Origin of the sequence: Phyllobacterium chamaecytisi, assembly GCF_020164455.1 — a bacterium.
Lineage (GTDB): Bacteria > Pseudomonadota > Alphaproteobacteria > Rhizobiales > Rhizobiaceae > Phyllobacterium > Phyllobacterium chamaecytisi.
The window spans coordinates 132,846-154,427 of the sequence record NZ_JAIQWW010000004.1; the positions used below are offsets into that span (position 1 = coordinate 132,846).

At 56.8% G+C, this 21,582-nt stretch carries 17 protein-coding genes and 1 tRNA gene; 6 read left to right on the plus strand and 12 right to left on the minus strand.

The window, feature by feature from the left end:
* The first annotated feature begins 46 nt into the window (after positions 1-46).
* Positions 47-1,048 carry an ABC transporter substrate-binding protein gene (locus LB462_RS07995; RefSeq protein WP_224506760.1) on the plus strand — a complete coding sequence of 334 codons (1,002 nt, stop codon included), beginning with the start codon at positions 47-49 and terminating at the stop codon, positions 1,046-1,048.
* 204 nt (positions 1,049-1,252) lie between these two features.
* Here LB462_RS07995 and LB462_RS08000 read toward each other — a convergent pair whose 3' ends face one another.
* Together LB462_RS08000 and LB462_RS08005 are read right to left on the minus strand one after the other, a co-directional pair.
* Positions 1,253-3,295 (minus strand): NADH:flavin oxidoreductase, encoded by a 2,043-nt coding sequence (locus tag LB462_RS08000; RefSeq protein WP_224506761.1) that lies wholly within the window; start codon positions 3,293-3,295, stop codon positions 1,253-1,255.
* A 295-nt stretch (positions 3,296-3,590) separates the two neighbouring features.
* Complete coding sequence (locus tag LB462_RS08005; RefSeq protein WP_224506762.1) at positions 3,591-4,394, minus strand: hypothetical protein; 804 nt, start codon at positions 4,392-4,394, stop codon at positions 3,591-3,593.
* 270 nt (positions 4,395-4,664) lie between these two features.
* On the opposite strand from LB462_RS08005, the gene LB462_RS08010 reads away from it, so the two are divergent.
* Positions 4,665-5,135: a hypothetical protein gene (locus LB462_RS08010; protein WP_224506763.1), complete on the plus strand. Its 471-nt coding sequence runs from the start codon at positions 4,665-4,667 to the stop codon at positions 5,133-5,135.
* 217 nt (positions 5,136-5,352) lie between these two features.
* On the opposite strand, the gene LB462_RS08015 is transcribed toward LB462_RS08010, so the two are convergent.
* The 5 genes from LB462_RS08015 to LB462_RS08035 all read right to left on the minus strand — a co-directional run bounded on the left by LB462_RS08015 (position 5,353) and on the right by LB462_RS08035 (position 9,292).
* The gene (locus tag LB462_RS08015) at positions 5,353-5,754 is read right to left on the minus strand and encodes a hypothetical protein (protein ID WP_224506764.1); all 402 of its coding nucleotides are present in this window, start codon (positions 5,752-5,754) and stop codon (positions 5,353-5,355) included.
* An 83-nt stretch (positions 5,755-5,837) separates the two neighbouring features.
* Entirely contained in the window at positions 5,838-6,311 is a 474-nt protein-coding gene (locus LB462_RS08020; protein WP_224506765.1) for a histidine kinase, read from the minus strand.
* A 45-nt stretch (positions 6,312-6,356) separates the two neighbouring features.
* A complete protein-coding gene (gene ppk2 / locus LB462_RS08025; protein ID WP_224506766.1) occupies positions 6,357-7,181 on the minus strand; it encodes a polyphosphate kinase 2 in 825 nt (274 codons plus the stop codon).
* Positions 7,182-7,185: 4 nt separating this feature from the next.
* Positions 7,186-8,931: a SulP family inorganic anion transporter gene (locus LB462_RS08030; protein WP_224506767.1), complete on the minus strand. Its 1,746-nt coding sequence runs from the start codon at positions 8,929-8,931 to the stop codon at positions 7,186-7,188.
* A 276-nt stretch (positions 8,932-9,207) separates the two neighbouring features.
* A tRNA-Leu gene (locus LB462_RS08035) sits at positions 9,208-9,292 on the minus strand.
* Between the two features lie 230 nt (positions 9,293-9,522).
* Between LB462_RS08035 and lipB the strand changes: the two genes are divergently transcribed.
* Entirely contained in the window at positions 9,523-10,239 is a 717-nt protein-coding gene (gene lipB / locus LB462_RS08040; RefSeq protein ID WP_224507108.1) for a lipoyl(octanoyl) transferase LipB, read from the plus strand.
* A 146-nt stretch (positions 10,240-10,385) separates the two neighbouring features.
* On the opposite strand, the gene LB462_RS08045 is transcribed toward lipB, so the two are convergent.
* Together LB462_RS08045 and LB462_RS08050 are read right to left on the minus strand one after the other, a co-directional pair.
* On the minus strand, positions 10,386-12,398 hold the full coding sequence (locus LB462_RS08045) for an acetyl-CoA carboxylase biotin carboxylase subunit (protein ID WP_224506768.1): 2,013 nt from the start codon (positions 12,396-12,398) through the stop codon (positions 10,386-10,388).
* Between the two features lie 63 nt (positions 12,399-12,461).
* Positions 12,462-13,385, minus strand: coding sequence for a DMT family transporter (locus LB462_RS08050; RefSeq protein ID WP_224506769.1), 924 nt, complete (start codon positions 13,383-13,385; stop codon positions 12,462-12,464).
* 265 nt (positions 13,386-13,650) lie between these two features.
* On the opposite strand from LB462_RS08050, the gene LB462_RS08055 reads away from it, so the two are divergent.
* From LB462_RS08055 to LB462_RS08065, 3 genes are all read left to right on the plus strand, one after another.
* Positions 13,651-13,947: a GIY-YIG nuclease family protein gene (locus tag LB462_RS08055; protein WP_224506770.1), complete on the plus strand. Its 297-nt coding sequence runs from the start codon at positions 13,651-13,653 to the stop codon at positions 13,945-13,947.
* A 391-nt stretch (positions 13,948-14,338) separates the two neighbouring features.
* On the plus strand, positions 14,339-16,405 hold the full coding sequence (gene parE, locus LB462_RS08060; RefSeq protein WP_224506771.1) for a DNA topoisomerase IV subunit B: 2,067 nt from the start codon (positions 14,339-14,341) through the stop codon (positions 16,403-16,405).
* Positions 16,406-17,090: 685 nt separating this feature from the next.
* Entirely contained in the window at positions 17,091-17,486 is a 396-nt protein-coding gene (locus LB462_RS08065) for a RidA family protein (protein ID WP_224506772.1), read from the plus strand.
* Between the two features lie 373 nt (positions 17,487-17,859).
* Here LB462_RS08065 and lpdA read toward each other — a convergent pair whose 3' ends face one another.
* The 3 genes from lpdA to LB462_RS08080 are packed head-to-tail and all read right to left on the minus strand — an operon-like array spanning position 17,860 to position 21,580.
* Complete coding sequence (gene lpdA, locus LB462_RS08070) at positions 17,860-19,257, minus strand: dihydrolipoyl dehydrogenase (RefSeq protein WP_224506773.1); 1,398 nt, start codon at positions 19,255-19,257, stop codon at positions 17,860-17,862.
* A gap of 3 nt (positions 19,258-19,260) precedes the next feature.
* Entirely contained in the window at positions 19,261-20,562 is a 1,302-nt protein-coding gene (locus LB462_RS08075; protein ID WP_224506774.1) for a dihydrolipoamide acetyltransferase family protein, read from the minus strand.
* 4 nt (positions 20,563-20,566) lie between these two features.
* Entirely contained in the window at positions 20,567-21,580 is a 1,014-nt protein-coding gene (locus tag LB462_RS08080; protein ID WP_114429978.1) for an alpha-ketoacid dehydrogenase subunit beta, read from the minus strand.
* Positions 21,581-21,582 lie beyond the last annotated feature (2 nt).

Genomic DNA, 21,582 nt, shown 5'->3' on the forward strand with positions numbered 1-21,582 from the left:
TGAACAACCTTTCCACACCAACAAAATCAACAAAAGGGGATATCTCATGAAAGCATTATTGATGAGCGGCGTCATGGCGTTCGCGCTGCTCGGCGCCGCAGGCGGTGCATCGGCTGCCGAGTGCGGCAACGTCACCATCGCCAGCATGAACTGGCAGTCGGCGGAAGTACTCGCCAATCTCGACAAGATCATTCTCGAAACGGGTTATGGTTGCCAGGCTGAAATCATTCAGGGTGACACGATCCCTACCCTGACCTCCATGACGGAAAAGGGCCAGCCCGATATTGCCCCTGAAGGCTGGGTCGATTTCATGCGCGATATCATGGATAAGGCAGTTGCCGACGGCAAGCTCGTCTACGCCTCCAAGTCGCTCTCGGACGGCGGTGTACAGGGCTGGTGGATCCCGAAATATCTCGCCGACGCCCACCCCGACATCAAGACGATCGATGATGCGCTGAAGCATCCCGAACTCTTCCCCGCCCCTGAGGATCCCTCCAAGGGCGCCGTGTTCAATGGACCTGCTGGCTGGGGCGGCACCGTCGCAACCACGCAGTTCTTCAAGGCCTATGATGCCGAAAAGAAGGGCTTCACGCTCGTCGACACGGGTTCCGCCGCCGGCCTCGATGGCGCGCTGGCAAAAGCCTACGAGCGCAAGGAAGGCTGGATCGGCTATTATTGGGAACCGACTGCGCTCCTTGGCAAATATCCGATGGTGAAGCTCGACCATGGCGCGAAATTCGATTCCGCCGAATGGAAGCGCTGCAACACGGTTGCCGATTGCCCGGACCCGAAGAAGAACGATTGGGAAATCGCCGAAGTCGATACGGTTGTCACCAAGAAATTCAGCGAAACGTCCGGTCCGGCGATGGATTATCTCAAGGCCCGCTCGTGGGACAACAAGACCGTCAACACGCTTCTGGCCTGGATGACCGACAATCAGGCGACAGGGGAAGACGGCGCGAAATACTTCCTGAAGAACAATGAGCCTGTCTGGACAAAATGGGTCAGCGAAGATGCTGCAGAAAAGATCAAGGCCGCAATCAAGTAAGCAGACAGCCGATGCCGATTATCTCTCCCCTTGTGGGAGAGAAAGCGATTTCAGCATCTTAGCTTCTTCAGCTAAGTGCTAGAAATCGCCAGAGAGGGGATTTCAAACTCTCTACACCATCCCCTCTCTTGGATCTTCTAAGGATTTAGCAAGGGCTAAACCCAAGAAAATCCTATCTCCCCCACAAGGCGGGAAATAGCCCCGCTAAAACCTTGTGGCGTATCTCAGCCCATCATAAATCGCCGCGTGGATGTTGCGGGCGTGGACAGCATCGCCGATGCGCAGCAGATCGAACTTGCCCTCTCCCCGCACCGGAAAGATCGCGCCGCCATTGACCAGCCGGTCGTAATCCACGGCGCCGCCATTGCGCGACAATGGCTTCAACTCGCGGTAGAGATCATCGATCGGCAAAGTGCCGTGCTCGACAACCACCTGATCGACCAACCGCTCCTCGCGATACTCCGGCGCAAAATCCGAGCCGAGCGTCGCGACAAGCTGGTTGCCGTTGCGGGTGACGCTGACAAGCCGCGTATTGATCGTCACGCGCACGCCCGTTTCCTGAAAGGCGCGCATGTAGGGCACGTGGTTCATGCCGCCCATCTCCGGCGCGAAAAACCGCTCTGGACTGACAAGTTCCAGCTTTGAACCGGCCCGCGCGATCATTTCGGCCGCGCTCATGCCCTGGTGCCCGCCATTGTCGTCGTAGAGCAGCACATTCTCGCCCGGCTTCACCGCACCCGCCAGAATATCCCAGCTCGAGACCACCAGATCATCGCCCGCCGTCAATGGCGGGTTTTGCGGCAGACCGCCGGTAGCGATAACCACCACATCGGGCTCAAGCCCCAGCACGTCGCCGGCTTCCGCCCAGACATTGTAGCGCATTGAAACGCCGAGCCGTTCGAGTTCGTCCAGCCGCCAATCGACAATGCCGATCATCTCCTTGCGCCGCGGATTTTGCGATGCGAGCCGCACCTGCCCGCCCGCCTGATCCGATGCCTCCAGCACCGAGACCCTGTGACCGCCCTCGGCCGCAACGCGCGCAGCCTCGAGCCCTGCCGGGCCCGCGCCGACGACCACCACATTGCGTGCGGTCTGCGCCTTCGCAATCACATGCGGCATGGTCTGCTCGCGCCCGGTCGCCGCATTGTGCACGCACAGCGCCTCACCGCCCTCATAGATCCGGTCGAGGCAATAGGTGGCGCCGACGCAGGGCCGGATGCGATGTTCATCGCCCGCCATGATTTTGCGCACGATATGCGGATCGGCGAGATGCGCCCGCGTCATCCCGACCATGTCGAGCTTGCCCTCGGCCACCGCGTGGCGCGCCGTCGCCACATCGGCGATACGCGCCGCGTGAAATGTCGGAAATTTCGTTAGCTGGCGAATTTCACCGGCAAAATCCAGGTGCGGCGCCGACCGCATGCCCTGGATCGGAATAACCTCGTTCAGCGCCGCGTCCGTATCGATGTGGCCGCGAATGATGTTCAAAAAGTCGAACTTGCCGGAAGCCGCGATGCGCCGGGCGATCTCGACGCCCTCTTCCTTCGAAAGCCCCTGCTCCCAATCCTCGTCCGCCACCATGCGAATGCCGACGATGAAATCCGGGCCGACCAGTTTGCGCACTGCATCGATCACGGCCCAGGTGAAGCGCAGCCGGTTGTCCAGCGATCCGCCATAGTCATCGTCGCGATGATTGGTGGCTGGCGACCAGAAACCGTCCATCAGATGCCCGTAGGCCTCGAACTCGATGCCATCGAGCCCCGCCGCCTGCATACGCTGCGCAGCAGAGGCATAATCGCCGATGATACGCTCGATGTCCCATTCCTCCGCTTCCTTCGGAAAGGCGCGGTGCGCAGGCTCCCGTATAGGAGAAGCCGAAACCACCGGCAGCCAGTCCGCCTTGTTCCAGCTGGTGCGGCGGCCAAGATGCGTCAGCTGGATCATCACCGCAGCGCCGTGCTCATGGCAATCATCGCTGAGTTCGCGCAGCCAGGGCACGATCTCATCCTTGTAGGCATGGAGATTGCCGAAGGCCGGCGGCGACTCGCGCGAGACGACCGCAGACCCCGCCGTCATCGTCAGCGCGATACCGCCCTTGGCCTTTTCGGCGTGATAGAGCCGGTAGCGCTCCTTCGGCATGCCGTCTTCGGAATAGGCCGGCTCGTGGCTGGTCGACATGATGCGGTTTTTGAGCCGCAGATGTTTGAGCTGATAGGGTTGCAGCAGCGGATCGTCATGTGATGCCAATGGACCAGATTCCCTTTGTCCAGATTCCCTCTGTCTGGAATGATCCTAACCTTGTCGCGGCCTATTCAGTTTCTCCCCCGCGACGTGTTCTGGTACGGAGCCGCCACCTGATATATCGCGGCCTGCCCGATTTGGGCTGGTGCTATTTTAATTTGAGTAAGAATGGGTGGTCGAGACGCACTGTCCACTTCGCCGTTTCCGCTTAACGCACCATTCTTATGGCGTGATATGTGGCCCAGAATGCACTAACAATCGAACCGCATCGACGCGCAGTTTCCGTCCGTTTTCATTGCGTCTAATGACCAGCAATCGCTGTTAGTGTAGTCGGATCTGGAACTTCCATTTCATTAAGCATTGACGACACAGCGCTGTGGGCCATTCCGAGTATGGAGCCAGCTTGATCAACTGTTACAATTACCTCGGGATGGATCGTCGGATTGCGGTGCAAATCTTTCAGTTGGTTTAACGCGGATAATATTCGCGGGTCTGCCTTATCCTTCAAAGCATTGGTAAATGCCCCGATCGTTCGTAGAGCCGGTTCAGCTGCGCCTCCGGTGACCTGATGGTAGTACTTGCGCAGAACAGATTCGACAACACGAAAGCTGTGAAATGCTGACGCAGTTCCTAGTTCAAACGCCAAGGCTTTTGCAGCTTCCCGCGCATCGAATACCGCCTCCGGTACTTTGGTAGGCATATCAGAGGGAAAGAGTTTTTCGCCAGAATCGAGTAATGTTGAAGAATCGTACGCCTGTTTCTGCGACACAAAAAAAGCAGGAAGAACACCCAACTCCGCAAGTAGCACGGTCTTGAATTGATAATAGAGGTTCGAAATTGTGTTCACAGTAAACCATTGAATTTCTCGATCGAAATCACTGTTGGAGGTTTCATCGCGTATCGCTTGAAGGAGACGCATGCCTAATTCTCGGGAACTTCGAATGCTTGAAGCGAAAACTGACTGATTGAGAAACCCATCCAAAGTTTGCTCCGCCTGAAACATCTTTGATGCAGTATCTACATTAAACTTTCCCGTAGGCAGTGTTGTCAGCGGCTCAAACGCCGACGATAGTTGAAAAATATAAGGCAACAAAATTCTGATCATCAAAGCCTCCCCGATGCTTGCTCGGGGTTGTGGATAGCACTTAAATGTCCGGCGTGACAGGCTGATAGATTGCCCTGGTATTTCAATGGAGGTTCGAATTTCCAGATTCGATAACGCGGGATAAAAGCCGCGAAAGTTGAAACCGATTTCATACAATCTATACACACGCACAATACTAGTGAGTATTGCCGTAGCAGTGGATCAACTGGGCCCTGTGATGGTCGATTGGGACCGCACAGGCAAACTAAAAACAAAACGTGGGAGAATGTAATGATTCAGAAGAACGGCAAATTCCAGAAAGTGGTCGATACGCAACCAGGTAGCTTTGTTATCGCGAATCGTAACGGGGTATCATTCCACGGTTTTTTCTTTGGTTGGGGTGAAGACGAAGATTTGGACATGTATATTGTCAATCTGGACGATTTGAATGCAGTGCCATACGCTCCGAGCAATAATGACAGACTCTTCGTTCTTAATAATTGCAAGATAGTTGTAGATGCGAAAATCGCGTCTACCAGCTTTGTTGTGACCAACGCAAATGCTGGCAGCATCGCTATGTCCGCGGATTCTGATTATTTGGTGGTCAACCACAACCCAGGCACAGTCCCGATAGACATGGGTACCGGTCTGGTTCATATCGCTGGGCCGATAGGTGCCCTTGGCTTGGTAACCAGTTGGAAGCTCGTGCAGACGCGTGGAAATGAGCAAACGACAATTACTGAATTTCCGCCTCATCCCTAACCTGCATTCAGATCACGAGGTTCGGTCGCGACTGCGGCGCGTAAAAGGCGTGATCGGCAAAATGGCGGCACAGGTCGCCATTTTTGCAAGGCAATCAGCGTCAGATGAAATGCGGTCGAGATGGACCACCCTTTTCATCGCAACTTGCTAACATTAAGAGTTTCCCTTTAACGTCATTTTCAAATGCCTGCCGAGAATCTTCGCAAATCTCCCTCAGTCAGTTGCAGCCCCTGTTGAGAAAGAATTTTTCCACCGATCTGAGAGCGCTGCCGGAATATTCCATCGGATCCAGATCGGCTATCAAATCGGAGAACGCAAGATTTGCGTTGGGACTGTCGATATATCTCTGAAGCAGTGCGCAATGCTTGTTTTCCTTTGCAACACGCAGGGCGACAGCTTCAAGAAACCCGATGCAAAAACCGTGTTTCAGCTCATCTTTCCTGTCTCTGCACATTGCCTGAAGTTTGGCGAAGGTCGGCTCTTCTGCGAGCGCAAGGTTACCGAAGCTCGCGCCGAGCACGAGGGTCAGGGCAATGGTCGTTCCAATGATCCGACTGACCCTTATACGCGAGCTTTCTCTCTTGCCGACCTTCCCGGCATCGTGAACAACAGACGGCATTTTCTCCCTCCCGACTTCTGGGCAAATATCGCTTACCGCCTGCAGCGGTCATCGCATGGATTGGCGACATCAACAAAGCCGCTTCAAACGCGATCTGAACCCCAGTTCAGGAAAAAGCCGACATCGCCGGGCATTCCGCCGGGGAAACTGATGACCATCGCCTTGAGCTTGAAACCCTGCGGCTTGGCAAGTTTCTGATAGCGTTCATAAAATTCCTTTGCCTTGCCTTGCAGTGTTTCCGGCCAGTCTTTGTCGCCGCTGTTTATTGCGCGACCGCTGTCCGAGCAAAGGTCCGATGAGAAGCTGTAGACCATGGCCTCGAATTTCCCCGCCTGGACAGCATTTGCCACAAGCCGGCGAACCGCGAGAACGTCTGCTTCGCTGACGTGGTTCTTGAGGAAATCTTCAGCGAAGTCGGTAGCCTTCTTCTCCTGTACTGCCTTTGCTTTCGCCTGTTTTTCGTCTTCCTCCCTTGCACGCCGAATGACTTCCTTGCGAATTTCCTCTGCGCTTGGGGGCATCGCGTTCATATCTAGATGTTCTTTTTTCTCTGGCATCTTCTTGATCCTTCTGATGGACGAAGTGTTTGACGGATATCGTCTTCAAAGCACGTCGGGGACCACGGCAGCGGTAGCCTCTGGCGCGACATAGTCGTTGGGCCGCTTTTGCCGCTTGCCGAGATCCGGCTCGTCAAACTTGACCCGTTCGTAGGGGATCGACTTGAGGATGTGCGAAATGCAGTTGATGCGCGCGCGCTCCTTGTCGTCGGACGGCACAATCCACCACGGAGCATCGGGCCTGTCCGTCACCTTGAGCATCTCGTCGTAAGCGCGTGAATAGTCCCACCAGCGTTGATACGACGTGACATCCATCGGACTGAGTTTCCACTGGCGCAAGGGGTCGTCGATGCGACGGCGGAACCGGCGCTCCTGCTCTTCCTCGCCGACAGTGAGGAAATACTTGAGTAATATGATGCCGCTTTCAACAATCGCCGCCTCAAAGAGCGGGGTAAGTTCAAGAAACCGTCGCGTTGTCTTTCCGGAACAGAAACCCATGACGCGCTCAACGCCTGCGCGGTTGTACCAACTCCTGTCGAAGATCACGATCTCGCCCGCCGCCGGAAAATGTTGAATGTAGCGCTGCATGAACATCTGCGATTTCTCCCGGTCGCTTGGCGAAGGAAGCGCAATGACGCGGAACACGCGCGGGCTTACCCGCTCCGTGATCCGTTTGATCATGCCGCCTTTTCCCGCCGCATCACGGCCCTCGAACAGGATGATGACGCGTGCTCCGGATTTCTTCACCCATGCCTGCAGATGCGCCAGCTCGATCTGAAGCTTTTTCATCTGCTTGTTGTATCGGTCCTTGCCGAGCTTCTTGTGCTCGACATGCTCCTCTTCCTGCAATGTATTGTCGTGTTTGTTCATCACATTATCCTCCCTCTGGTGTCTGCACTTGAAGTCCTTGTGAAGCTGCAACCGTTCCCTCGGAAAGTCCGTTCTGCCGGGCCTCAAAGCCGCGGATTGCATCCTCCACATCCTCAAAAACATATTGTGGACCGATGCGGTCCAGGAGACCGCTCCGTTCGAGCATCATCTTCACCTCCGCGTGCAGCTCGGCGATGCCCAGTGTCATTCCGTCCGCTGCCAGATCGCCTCTGATATCATCGAGCATGGCAAGCGCTGTGCTGTCGATCTGGGCAATTGCACTCGCGTCAATAACGAACCAGCGGGTCCCGGCAGGTAAACCGGAGGCAATGGTTCTGATGCGCTCCCGAACGTAGTCGGCATTGAAAAACAACAGGCTGCCCTGGATTATATAGAGGGCGAGACCCGGGATCGGGCGGGCCTCAGGAAAGCGGTGCAGCTTGTAGAGGCCGTCACGACTGCCGAGACGGCCGAGTAGAGCATCCCGCGGAAACATCATCTGACGCACGAGGTGAACAAGCGTTGCGGCGATAGCGATCACCACCCCGGCAAGTACACCGAAGCTTATGGCTCCCCACATGGTGATAAGCGCAAAAACGAACTCGGTGCGGCTGATACGCCAGATGTGTCGCAACTCTGCGATATCGATCAGGCTGATGGCAGCGGCTACCAGAATGGCACCAAGTGCGGGGATGGGGAGAATCCGCATCGCATCGCTAAAATAGAGTAGCGTGGCTATCAGCGCTGCAGCCGAGACAAGCCCTACCACCTGAGATTTGCCGCCTGCCGATAAAGAGATCGCCGTCCGGGAGTCCGACGCGCTGATCGGAAATGCCCCAAAGAGGCCAGCGGCAATATTGCCCGCGCCCAGCCCGATCAGTTCCTGATTGGCGTCGACATGTTCACCGGAGCGCCCCGCGAAACTGCGGGCTGCAACAATGCCCGATCCGAAGCTGACCAGAAAAACAGCCGCTGCGCCCAGCACAATTTGATCCAGTGGAAGTGCGGCTACAGAAGGTATCGAGATGGATGGCAGCGCAAAGGGGATGTCGCCGACAACGGCAATGCCCATCTGCTGGAAATTGAAAAGTACCGACAGGATGGCCGAAACCACAACGACAATGACCGGGCCCGGTACGGGCAGGCGCGAAGCCCTGACCACCTGCAAAATAATGAACATGGACAACCCGAGCAGAAGCGAAGGCCAATTTATGGCGGCGCTCTCATTAATGAGTTCGAGGAACGGCGCTATGAGCCCGTCCGCTTGAATGGACAACCCTGTCAGGCGGCCAATCTGTCCAACGATGATCGATACGGAAATACCGGCAAAGAAACCGACGAGGATCGGGCGCGAAAGAAACGTTGCCACAACGCCGAGATGCAACAGACGAGCTGCCAGGCATATCGCGCCGACAACGAGTGCGATCAGCGATGCAACCATGGCACGGTCTACCGCTGCGTCCGCTGGCACGGATGCTACGATCGATGTTACGGCCGCGGCCAGCACGGTCATGGTTGCCGCGTCCGGGCCGACTATCAGGATCCTGGAAGGACCGAACAACGCGTAACCTATCGGAGCCGCTATGCTTGCATAGAGTCCCGTTTCCAGAGGCAGGCCGACAATCGCCGGGTAGGCAATGGCACTTGGCAAGCCAACTGCGGCAACGGCGAGCCCGGCCGATATATCACTCGGTAGCCAACTGGCTCGATATCCCCTCAGGCTCCTGAAAACGGGGATGGACAAGGTCATGGCCTGGACCTCTGGCTCGTGGCGACTATCATTGTCGGTGCTCCAGAAAACGCTTCTGATCCAACTGCTTATTCGCAGTTTCAACGACGCAGCTATAGTCTGCGAAGATCTGGCGTTCCCGTAGCTTCGTCCATGTTTACTGGAGGCGCAAGTACGTTACGGTAACAACCTTGCACAGAGGTTTGCCATACCCGCCGGGTTAGTCGGGTAAAACGCAAAATGGCGGCACATGGCCGCCATTTTTTGCAATACAATCATCACTTTATAAAGTGAGAATGGTGCGGTCGAGAAGACTCGAACTTCCACGTCTTTCGACACAGCGACCTCAACGCTGCGCGTCTACCAATTCCGCCACGACCGCACTGTGGTAGAAGCCGAACATGTCGGCTTGGCGCTAGTAGCAAATAGGTTTCAGCTAAACAAGCCCTATCGTCGACTATCGCAATTGTTTTTCATCAATGCGGGCGAAACACGCCCAAGCTCCCATCCGACTGGAAATTGCCTGAGAAAAGGTCCATATCCGGCGCACCCATTCTGAATATCGCCAAACGTTCGGCGCAGCCAACCACAACCGGATATGAATTTCGCATCATGAAGACCAACCGCGACGATCTCGCCCCCGCATTCCTCGCCCGGGACTTGTCGCCCCCCGTCGAATGGCTGATCGCCGACGGCCTCACCGATTATGATGCGGCTCTCGCCTTCATGGAGAGCCGCGTTGCGGCGATCAGGGACGGCACGGCGCGCGAGCTCGTCTGGCTCGTCGAGCATCCGCCGCTCTATACGGCCGGCACCAGCGCCAAGGCGGGCGATCTCCTCGTCTCCGACAGGTTTCCCGTTTACGAGACGGGGCGCGGCGGCGAATACACCTATCATGGTCCGGGCCAGCGCGTTGCCTATGTGATGCTCGATCTGAAGCGGCGCCGGGAGGATATCCGCGCCTTCGTCACCGCGCTCGAACAATGGATCATCGCCACCCTCGCCGCGTTCAACGTCCGGGGCGAGCGGCGCGAGGATCGCGTCGGCGTCTGGGTGATGCGGCCGGAGCGGCCTGCCCTGCCCGATGGCTCACCGGCCGAGGACAAGATCGCCGCCATCGGCATCCGCCTGCGCAAATGGGTCAGCTTCCACGGCATCTCGATCAATGTCGAACCGGAGCTCGCGCATTTCGACGGCATCGTGCCGTGCGGCGTACGCGGCCACGGCGTCACCAGCCTTGTCGATCTCGGCCTGCCGGTGGATATGCACGACCTTGACCGGGCTTTGTATGATGCCTTCGAGGATGTGTTTGGGGCGGTGGAGCGTTAGTGCGTTTCAAGCATTCTTGAAACTCACCCCTCCTCGCCGTCATCCTCGGGCTTGACCCGAGGACCCACATTATTCCGAGAACATGCCAATGGGTCCTCGGCTCAAGCCCGAGGATGACGACAGAAAAGGTGGATTGGCAAAGGTCTCTAGATGAACTCCATGATCACCGCGTCCACCGCCAGGCTATCGCCCTGCTTGGCGTTGATCACCGACACTGTCAGATCGCGGTCGGCGCGCAAGACGTTCTCCATCTTCATCGCCTCGACGATTGCCAGTGTCTCGCCCGCCTTGACCTCCTGACCCTTGGTCACATTGATCGAGACGATCAGCCCCGGCATCGGGCAGAGCAAGAGTTTCGACGTATCCGGCGGTATCTTCACCGGCATCAGCTTTTCCAGCGCCGCCACGTGCTTCTGCATGGCGTGCGCGATGATCGACATGCCCCGCCAGTCGATGCGCATGCCATTGAGTACCGGGCGCAATTGCGCCTTCACCGCGCGCTTGTCGATATAACCGCTCCATACGGCATCGCCGGGCTGCCAGTCGCTGCGAATGGTCATCACATCGCCGCCACGAATTGAAAGTTCGATCTTCACCGGCGGTTTGGCCGCACAGTTTGCAATCGTGATCGGCACGTAATCGTCCTTGATGCGCACTTCCCATTCGGTACGCATCTTGCCCGTGTGCGGCCGCAAACGATCGCCGAGCCGATCCAGCCGCTCCTTGCGCACCAGTTCGACAGCCAGCGCAATCGCCGCCAAGATATCCAGATCGTCCGGTGACGGCGAAATCGGCTTGAATCCATCCGGAAATTCCTCGGCGATGAACGCGGTCGAAAGCCTTCCCTCGCGCCAGCGCGGGTGCTGCATCAGCGCGGCGAGAAACGGGATGTTGTGCGCGATGCCATCGACGACGAATGTATCCAGCGCATCCGCCATCGCATCGATGGCCTCGAGCCTCGTCGGCGCCCAGGTACAGAGCTTGGCGACCATCGGATCGTAGAACATCGAGATTTCCGAGCCCTCAGTCACGCCCGTATCGTTGCGGATGACAGCCTTGCCAACCGGCCCCTCCGCCGGCGGGCGATAGCGCGTCAGCCGCCCGATCGATGGCAGGAAATTGCGATACGGGTCTTCCGCGTAGAGCCGGCTTTCGACAGCCCAGCCATTGAGCTTCACATCCGCCTGTTTGATCGCCAGCTTTTCACCAGCTGCGATGCGGATCATCAGTTCGACCAGATCGATCCCGGTGATCAGTTCGGTCACCGGGTGTTCCACCTGCAGGCGCGTGTTCATCTCGAGGAAATAGAAATTGCGGTCCTTGTCGACGATGAACTCGACCGTTCCGGCGCTCTGGTAATCCACCGCCTTGGCCAGCGCCACCGCCTGCTCGCCCATGGCCTTGCGGGTCGCCTCATCCAGAAAGGGTGACGGCGCTTCCTCCACCACCTTCTGGTTGCGGCGCTGCACCGAACACTCGCGCTCGCCAAGATAGATGGAGTTGCCGAAAGCATCCGCCAGCACCTGGATTTCTATGTGACGCGGATCGACGATGAACTTCTCGATGAAAACCCGCTCATCGCCGAAAGAACTGCGTGCCTCGGAGGTCGCGCGTTCGAAACCGTCGCGCACTTCCGATTTGTTCCAGGCGATGCGCATGCCCTTGCCGCCGCCCCCTGCGGAAGCCTTGATCATCACCGGGTAGCCGATCTCGCCGGCAATCCGCTCCGCATGGGCCGGGTTGGTGATGACGTCGAGAAAGCCCGGAACCGTGCTCACCTTGGCTGCGTTGGCGAATTTTTTCGATTCGATCTTGTCGCCCATGGCGATGATCGCCTTGGGTTTTGGCCCGATGAAAATGATGCCCTGCTTTTCCAGTGCCTCGCAAAAGGAGGCCCGCTCGGAGAGAAACCCGTAGCCGGGGTGAACGGCTTCCGCGCCGGTCTCCTTGCATGCGGCGATGATCTTGTCCGCCACGAGATAGCTTTCGGCAGCAGCAGCCGGCCCGATATGCACGGCCTCGTCGGCCATCTCCACATGCACCGCATCGCGATCCGCATCGGAATAAACCGCAACCGTGGCAATCCCCATCTTGCGCGCAGTTTTGATGACGCGGCAGGCAATCTCGCCGCGGTTGGCAATCAGTATCTTTTTGAACAAAGCAAACCTCCCAACAGGTCTTTGTTTCTATTGCCAAACTTCGTTCTACTCAACTGCTTCTTGTCAGTTATACGCAGGCTCGCTCGCTTTTCGTTTCCCCTCTCGCCAGATCAGATAGGCGCCGGAAGCGACGATGATGGCGATCCCCAGCCACTTCGATGCGGTGGGAAATTCCCCGAAAACAAAGAGCCCGATGAGCACTGCCATGACGATTTCGAGATATTGAAACGGCGCCAGCAGCGAGGCGGGGGCAAGGCGCGACGCATTGGTGATCAGCTGGTGTCCGGTTGTCGCAATGACCCCCATCGCGAACAGCAAAGACCACGACAGGGCGTTGGCGGGAAGGCCGAATGTCATATCGCTGATTTCAAAGGCCGCGCCGAAGAACAGGGCGACGAGAGTCGTGAGCGTACCGCCCACCCCCGCATATAACTGCATGACAAGCGTTGTGTCGGCAGTGCCATACCTTCGGTTCAGGATAAGGTAAAAGGCAAAGGATGCTGCCGTGCCGAGTGGCAAAAGCGAAACCCAGCCGAACAATTCCCAGCTGGGCTGAATGACGATCAGCGTGCCGATGAACCCGATGGCGACGGCCGTCCACCTGCGCCAGCCGACATGTTCCTTCAGCAGGATTGCGGAAAGGGTGGTCAGCATCAACGGTTCAACGAAGAACACCGCTATGGCATCCGCCAATGGCATGTATTTGATCGCCGCATAGAAACAAAGCCCACCGACACCCATGAGAACGCCGCGAAACAGGTTACCCCAAAGCTTGACGGGTCTTAGGGATTTGACCCCGGTCATGGCAACGATGATCATTGCGGCAAGCATGGCCTGAAATCCGAAACGGAAAAGCGTCACGGTTGCCGGCGAGACGCTGTCCACCGTCGAAAGCCATTTGGCAATGGCGTCCATCACGGGCAGGAAGAACATGGCCGCCGCCATCATCGAAACACCCTGCACCTGCTGTGCGGTTGTATTTTCCATGTTCATCATTCCCTTGGACGCCGCGACGACGTGGCTTGCTGGAATATCGCCCCCGCCGTGGTTCGACAAGCTCACCATGAGGGAGGTTGTTGATTAAATGTGGCAGTTCCGTCTGGAAGACACCCCCTGCAATCAATCCACATCCCTCATGGTGAGCTTGTCGAACCACGCACATGGAATCGATGCAATTGCATTTTTCAAACTTTGGTTGAATTGCCCGAACCGACTATCGTTTCTACGGTCTCGCATGTTGGGCGAGGTCCTTATGGAAGTAACCGTTTATATTCTTCGTTGTGCGGATGGGTCATATTACACAGGACTCACGAAGCAAGAAGTCGAAGGCCGGGTGTGGGAGCACAACGCGGCGATCAACAATGGTTACACACGCTCGCGGCTTCCTGTTGAACTTGTTTTTACCGAGACGTACGATCGCATTTTGGATGCGATCGCGCGGGAACGGCAAATCAAAGGATGGTCGCGTGTGAAGAAGCAGGCACTTATTGCCATGAACTATGAAGGACTTCCCGAGCTCTCCAGGAGTCGCTCAAAGCGCTCAGAATGATTTTTATAGTTAGTAGGTGGTAGGCTTGGCAAAACCGCCATGTGCGTGGTTCGACAAGCTCACCATGAGGGAGGTGGAGTGCTGCAAGGTTATCACCAACGTTTGAGCCATCCCAGCATTCAAGCTCCCCTGCAATCAACCAACCTCCCTCATGGTGAGCTTTTTCATCGTGAGCCTGTCGAACGACGAACCACGCACATGGCAGTTTTGCCACGTTTTACTCTCCCGATGCTTTGCGTCAGTTTTTCAGCCACACTTGAATGTCAGCGTCTGCGCGTATAGTTCTGTGGGTGACTACCGGAACAGACAGCGAACTCCCATCGCGTTTCGCCATGAAGCGTGCAAATATCAAGGGTGATTCGAATCTCTATGAAGTTGGCCGAACAAGACCATGGATGACAATAACGACCTCTTTTCAGCGATCGTGAAAACCGCCCGCGAACGGCAGGCGGCGAGTGAACCAGCACGCCCTGAGTCCGTTGCCCCCGCCGCGCCTGGCAAATCCGCGCGTGCGACGCCCGAAGCCAGCGGCAATTACAATGCCGCCGATATCGAGGTGCTGGAAGGGCTGGAGCCGGTTCGCCGCCGTCCGGGCATGTATATTGGCGGCACGGACGAGCGCGCGCTGCATCATCTGTTCGCTGAAGTCATCGATAACTCCATGGATGAGGCCGTTGCCGGTCACGCCAATTTCATCGATATCGATCTCGACGAAAACGGCTATCTGTCGGTCACGGATAATGGTCGCGGCATGCCGGTCGATCCGCATCCGAAATTCAAGGACAAATCCGCGCTCGAAGTCATCATGACGATGCTGCACGCGGGTGGCAAGTTCGACTCCAAGGTCTATGAAACCTCCGGCGGCCTGCATGGCGTCGGTGTTTCGGTCGTCAACGCGCTCTCGGACCATGTTGAGGTCGAGGTCGCGCGCAACCGCCGCCTTTATCGCCAGCGCTTTTCGCGCGGCAAGGCGCTTGGACCGCTCGAAGAAGTCGGCGAAGTGCAGAACCGCCGCGGAACGCGTGTGACCTTCCATCCGGACGCCGAGATTTTCGGTCAGGGCGCCAAGTTCGATCCCGCGCGGCTTTACAAGATGGCGCGCTCGAAAGCCTATCTCTTCGGCGGCGTCGAGATCAGGTGGAACTGCGCCCCGTCGCTGCTTGATCCGAAGGATCCGACGCCGGACAAGGCCGTCTTCCATTTCCCGGGCGGCCTCAAGGATTATCTTGGCGCCTCGCTCGGCAAGGATTTTCAGATCACGCGCGAGATGTTTGCCGGAAAGACGGAAAAAACCAGCGGCCATGGCGCCATGGAATGGGCTGTCGCCTGGTATGGCGGGGATGGTTTCGTCAATTCCTATTGCAATACCATTCCGACCGGCGAAGGCGGCACCCATGAAGCGGGGCTGCGCATCGCGCTCACCCGCGGGCTCAAGGCCTATGCGGAACTCACCGGCAACAAGCGCGCCTCGATCATCACCACCGATGACGTAATGATCTCCTCTGCCGCCATGCTCTCGGTATTCATCCGCGAGCCGGAATTCGTTGGCCAGACCAAGGACAAGCTGGCGACTGTCGAAGCGCAGCGCATCGTTGAAAATGTCATTCGCGATCCATTCGATCATTGGCTCGCCGCCTCGCCGCAGGAAGCATCGAAGCTGCTCGACTGGGTGGTGGACCGGGCTGAAGAGCGCGTCAAACGCCGCCAGGAAAAAGAGGTCAATCGCAAATCTGCCGTCAAGAAGCTGCGCCTGCCGGGCAAGCTTGCCGATTGCAGCCAGACCGGGGCGCTGGGCGCCGAGCTTTTCATCGTTGAGGGCGACAGCGCTGGCGGCTCCGCCAAGCAGGCGCGCGATCGCGCCACACAGGCCGTGCTGCCGCTGCGCGGCAAGATTTTGAATGTGGTCAGTGCCGGACGCGAAAAGATGACGGCCAACCAGCAGATCGGTGATCTCATCCTTGCACTCGGTTGCGGCACCCGCTCCAAATACCGCGACGAAGACCTGCGCTACGACCGCATCATCATCATGACCGACGCCGACGTCGATGGCGCGCATATCGCATCGCTGCTGATCACCTTCTTCTATCAGGAAATGCCAGAGCTTATCCGCAACGGCCACCTCTTCCTCGGTGTCCCCCCGCTCTACCGTCTGGCGCAGGGCGGCAAGGTCGCCTATGCCCGCAACGATGCGCACAAGGACGAGCTCCTGAAGACGCTGTTTACCGGCAAGGGCAAAGTCGAGATCGGCCGATTCAAGGGCCTTGGCGAAATGCGCGCCGACCAGCTCAAGGAAACGACGATGGACCGCAAGAAGCGCACCTTGCTGCGTGTCCAGATCGATGAGGAATGGGCCAACGAAACCAAACTCGCCGTAGACGATCTGATGGGCACCCGCCCCGATGCGCGGTTTCGCTTCATCCAGGATCGCGCCGCGTTTGTTGAGGAACTGGATATTTAGGCAAGAAAGGGGATTGTGGTCGAACTAAGCCAGTAATGCGCTACACTGCCCAATCATCATAGTCTGGCGTTTAGACCATTATCTCTAAACATGAACTTAGAAATGATTCTCGCTAGGAACAACGCGCTGGAGTCAAAAAAACCAACGCCGTCATCCCTAACCACACATTGTTCTGGTGCCGCTGGGTTAACAAGCAATATTACGCTGTCACCGATTATTGATTTATCTCGAAGATTGATGCTTCCGCTATCAAGAACTTCCTGGCAAACAATGTATCGTTGTATTCAAACTGCACCGTTAACGCCATAACGTCAGTATCACCGCCAGTGGCTGCATATATATTATGTATTGTCGCTTTAACAACAAGCCAATTTGTCGAACGCACTATAAAATACACCTTAATAAACCAAAAAAATAGAATTACAAACATTATGAATATTACAAGAATTAACCAGTCAGCCATAATCAAGACATACCTAGGGGTCAGAGCCCATTGATTTAACCGAAATGGTATGGGGCTTGCTGTTCGGAAACAAGTAGCTTTTCTCGCATCTTTTGCCGTTCGGCGTTTCGGTCGAGTCCTCAGTTCCTCCGTCGGAAAAAACACGCTTGTGCATGTCATGTTCCCGCGATCCTATAAGTGAAAGCTGTATTTCCAGCTGCCGTAAACGGGAGGGCAAAACCAATGACGCTGAAATGTATCAATCCTGACGGTATCTCGCCCCCGCAGACCTACAGCCATGTGATCGTTGCTACAGGCAGCCGAATGGTTTTTATCGCCGGACAGGTGGCTGAAGACAGCCAGGGTAAGCTTGTTGGTCGCGGTGATATGACGGCGCAGGCCCGTCAGGTATTTGCAAATATCGGGCGGGCGCTTGCCGCTGCGGGCGCCGAACCTCGACAGGTTACGAAGCTGACAATCTTCGTCGCCAATTACCAGCGCGAGCACCTAGCCATGATCGAAGAAGGACGCGCTGCCTTGTTCAAAGATCACAAGCCAACCGACACGCTGGTCGGTGTCGCTGCGCTGACCAACCCCGATTACCTTCTGGAAGTTGACGCAGTGGCGGTACTAGAGTGATATACATCAAAAGTATTAGTCCTTGAACTATGCCTCCAACAGGAGTACATCATAAAGACTAGGCGCGGCTCCTCCTCCCTGCTTTTGGCGCGCGCCTGGTTCCCCCCATTAAGCCGGACGCAAGTCCGGCTATTTTTTAGACCCGAAGCTCTCGAAAAGATTAATTGAACGATCGTTAAATTAATTCCTCGGCGAGATACGCTTTTCCTGGCGGTTTTTCGGCATTTCAATCCATTGAACCGCTATTTCAAAACTATTCTGATGCAAGTCCGAGCGATTCCTGCGCAAGGAATTCCGATTCCTATGCAAGAATCCCCGAAACCGGCGCAGAATTTTCAACCGCCAGCTTCAACTTGATTGCACCGAGTTGCGCTCAGATATGCAGTGCGTGTCCCAGCGCCTTGAGGGCGGCTTCCTGAAAACCTTCGCTCTGTGTCGGGTGGGCGTGGATCGTCCCGGCGATATCTTCCAGTCGTGCACCCATCTCCAGGGCAAGGGCAAAGGAGGCCGAGAGCTCGGATACACCCTGCCCGACCGCCTGGATTCCGAGGATAAGATGGTTGCCGGCAGCGGCGACGACTCGGACGAAACCCTCCTCGCCTTCCTGTGTCATTGCGCGGCCATTGGCGGCAAAGGGAAACAGGCCGATCTTGATTTCGTGTCCGGCTTCCTTTGCCTCTTCGGGAGAAAAGCCAACAGAAACAATCTCCGGATCGGTAAAACACACTGCCGCGATAGCGCGTTTATCCCAGCTGCGGTTTTCGCCGGCAATGATTTCCGCCACCATTTCGCCTTGCGCCATGGCCCGGTGTGCGAGCATGGGTTCGCCGGTCACGTCGCCAATGGCATAAACGCCGCGCATCGAGGTGCGGCACTTATCATCGATTCTGACGAACTTTCCGTCCATGTCGAGGTCGATTTCCTCAAGTCCCCAGCCGGTCGTCACCGGCTTGCGGCCGACAGTAACCAGCACCTTGTCAGCCGGGATTCTCTCGTCCTTGCCGTCCGCGGTTTCGATCAGCAACGCATCGCCCTTTGTGCTCATGCCCTTGGCCTTGGCTCCGGTCAGTATCGTCATACCTAACTCATTGATATGCTTGACGATTGGCCGGGTCAGCTCCGCATCGTACTGCGGCAGGATTTTGGGCAATGCCTCGACGACCGTCACTTTGGAGCCGAGCTTGGCAAAGGCTGTCCCGAGTTCGAGACCGATATAACCGCCTCCGACAACGACCAGTTTCTGCGGGATTTTCTGCAGAGCCAGCGCCTCGGTCGAGGAAATGACATCGCCGCCAAACGGCAGCGAGGGAATCTCGACAGGAGCCGAACCCGTTGCAATCACTACGTTTTCTGCTCTGATAATCTGCTGGCCAGTCAGTGTTTCGACCTCGACGGTCTTGCCGTCGCGAAACCTGGCCTTGCCGGTGACGATCTTGACATTGGCCTTCTTGAGCAGCCCGGCGACGCCATTGTTCAGGCGGCTGACAATCCCGTCTTTCCACGCAATGGTCTTCGAAAAGTCGATTGCCGGCTCACTCACGGAAATACCGAGAGGCGTATGATTGGCGGCGAAATGCGCAACCTTTTCAAACTCTTGCGCGGCGTGGATCAGTGCTTTGGAAGGGATGCACCCGACCATCAGGCAGGTGCCGCCAACCTTTGCCGCTTCAACAATGACCGTATCGACATTCAGCTGGCCAGCCCGAATGGCGCAGATATAGCCGCCGGGACCCGCGCCGATGACCAGCAGTTTGCAGGAGATGTCCTTCATCGCTCAACCTTCCACAAAAATCAGCGCTGGCGTTTCAAGCAGCGTCTTGATTCGCTGAATGAAAACAGCAGCATCCCAGCCGTCGATAACGCGATGGTCGAAACTCGAGGACAGGTTCATCATCTTGCGGGGGATAAAGTTCGTTCCATCCCACATCGGCCGTGTCATGATCTTGTTGACGCCAATGATCGCCACTTCCGGATAGTTGATGACAGGCGTCGTCACCACACCGCCCATGCTGCCGAGCGACGTGATCGTGATCGTCGACCCGCTCAGCTGCTCGCGCGTTGCCGTACCGGTTTTGGCCGCATCTGCCAGCAAATTGGCCTCCGCAGCGCAATCCCACAGCGTGCGGGCCTCGGCATGCTTGACCACCGGAACCACCAAGCCGTTCGGCGTCTGCGCCGCGATGCCGATGTGGACGCCGCCATGCTGGTGGATGACATTGGCTTCGTCGTCGTAAAGCGCATTGAGCTGCGGCTGATCGGCAATTGCCCGCACCATCGCCCGCATCAGAAACGGCAGAATGGTCAGTTTTGACTGCTCGGCGCGCTTGTTGGCATTGAGTGTCGCGCGCAATTCCTCCAGCGACGAGACATCGATTTCCTCGACATAGGTGATGTGCGGAATGTGCGATTTGGCAATCGCCATTTTCTCCGCGATCTTGCGGCGCAGGCCTACTACCTTGATTTCCTTGACGGAATTGTCGGGAGCAAGTGCCGTAATACCGGGCTTTTGCTTGCCCCGCGCGAAGAAGGCTTCAAGATCTTCATGGCTAATCCGCCCGGCCGGACCCGTGCCGCTGACCTGACGAAGGTCCACGCCGGCCTCTTTGGCCCGCAACCGAACGGCTGGAGACGCAAGCGGCTTCTCGCCTTCATCGCGCGGCGCGTTGGCGCTAAAAGGACTTGTTACAACCGACGTTTTTTGCGCAGCCGGAGGAGCTATTGGCTTTGATTTTTCCGCTGGAGCTTTCGGCGCTTGGGCCTTTTTCTCCGCCTCTGGTGCCGGCGCCTCGGCCTTCACCGGTTTAGCTGGAGCGGCCTCGACCACGTGGCCTTCGCCTTCAATCTTCAAGCGGACCAGCGGCGATCCAATGGCAAGGACCTGACCAATCTCGCCGCCGAGCCAGATGATCTCGCCGTCAACTGGCGACGGAATCTCGACCGTCGCCTTGTCGGTCATCACAGCGGCAAGCACCGTGTCCTCGCGGACCAGATCGCCGATTTTCACATTCCATTCAACGAGTTCGGCTTCCGCAACGCCTTCACCGACATCCGGCAGCTTGATGATATACTCACCCATAGCGCTATCCCTCCAGCGTTTCGACGAGCGCGCGTCCAAGACGTAACGGTCCCGGGAAATAATCCCATTCCTGCGCGTGCGGATAAGGCGTATCCCACCCGGTCACCCGCGCGACCGGCGCTTCGAGCTTGTAGAAGCAATGTTCCTGGACCAATGCCGCAAGTTCGGCGCCAAAACCCGAGGTCAACGTTGCTTCGTGCACCACGACGCAACGGCCGGTCTTTGAAACGGATTCGATGATGGTTTCGAGATCGAGCGGCAAAAGCGTGCGGAGATCGATGATTTCCGCGTCTATGCCGTGTTCCTCTGCAGCGGCTTCGGCCACGTAAACCATTGTGCCATAAGCAAGAATCGTGAGTTTCGAACCTTCGCGGCGCTTGATCGCCTTGCCAAGCGGTACCGTATAATGACCGTCCGGAACTTCGCCGAGATCGTGCTTCGACCAAGGCGTTACCGGCCTGTCATAGTGTCCGTCGAACGGCCCATTATAGAGCCGCTTGGGTTCAAGGAAGATCACCGGGTCGGGATCTTCGATCGCCGAAATCAGCAAGCCCTTGGCGTCATGCGGATTGGAGGGAACCACCACTTTCAGCCCGGAAACATGGGTAAACAAAGCCTCAGGGCTTTGACTGTGGGTCTGACCGCCAAATATACCGCCGCCAACCGGCATTCGCACAACGATCGGGCAGGTAAAGTCACCATTGGACCTGTACCGCAGGCGTGCCGCCTCCGAAACGATCTGGTCATATGCCGGATAGACATAATCGGCGAACTGGATCTCGATGCAGGGTTTCAGGCCATAGGCGGCCATGCCGATCGCCGCGCCGACAATACCTGCCTCGCTGATCGGCGCATCGAAGCATCGCGTCTTGCCATATTTCGCCTGCAGTCCCTGGGTACAGCGGAAAACACCACCGAAAAAGCCCACATCTTCACCGAACACGACAACATTGTCATCGCGTTCCATCATGATATCCATCGCATCGCGAATAGCTTCAATCATAGTCTTACGCGGCATCT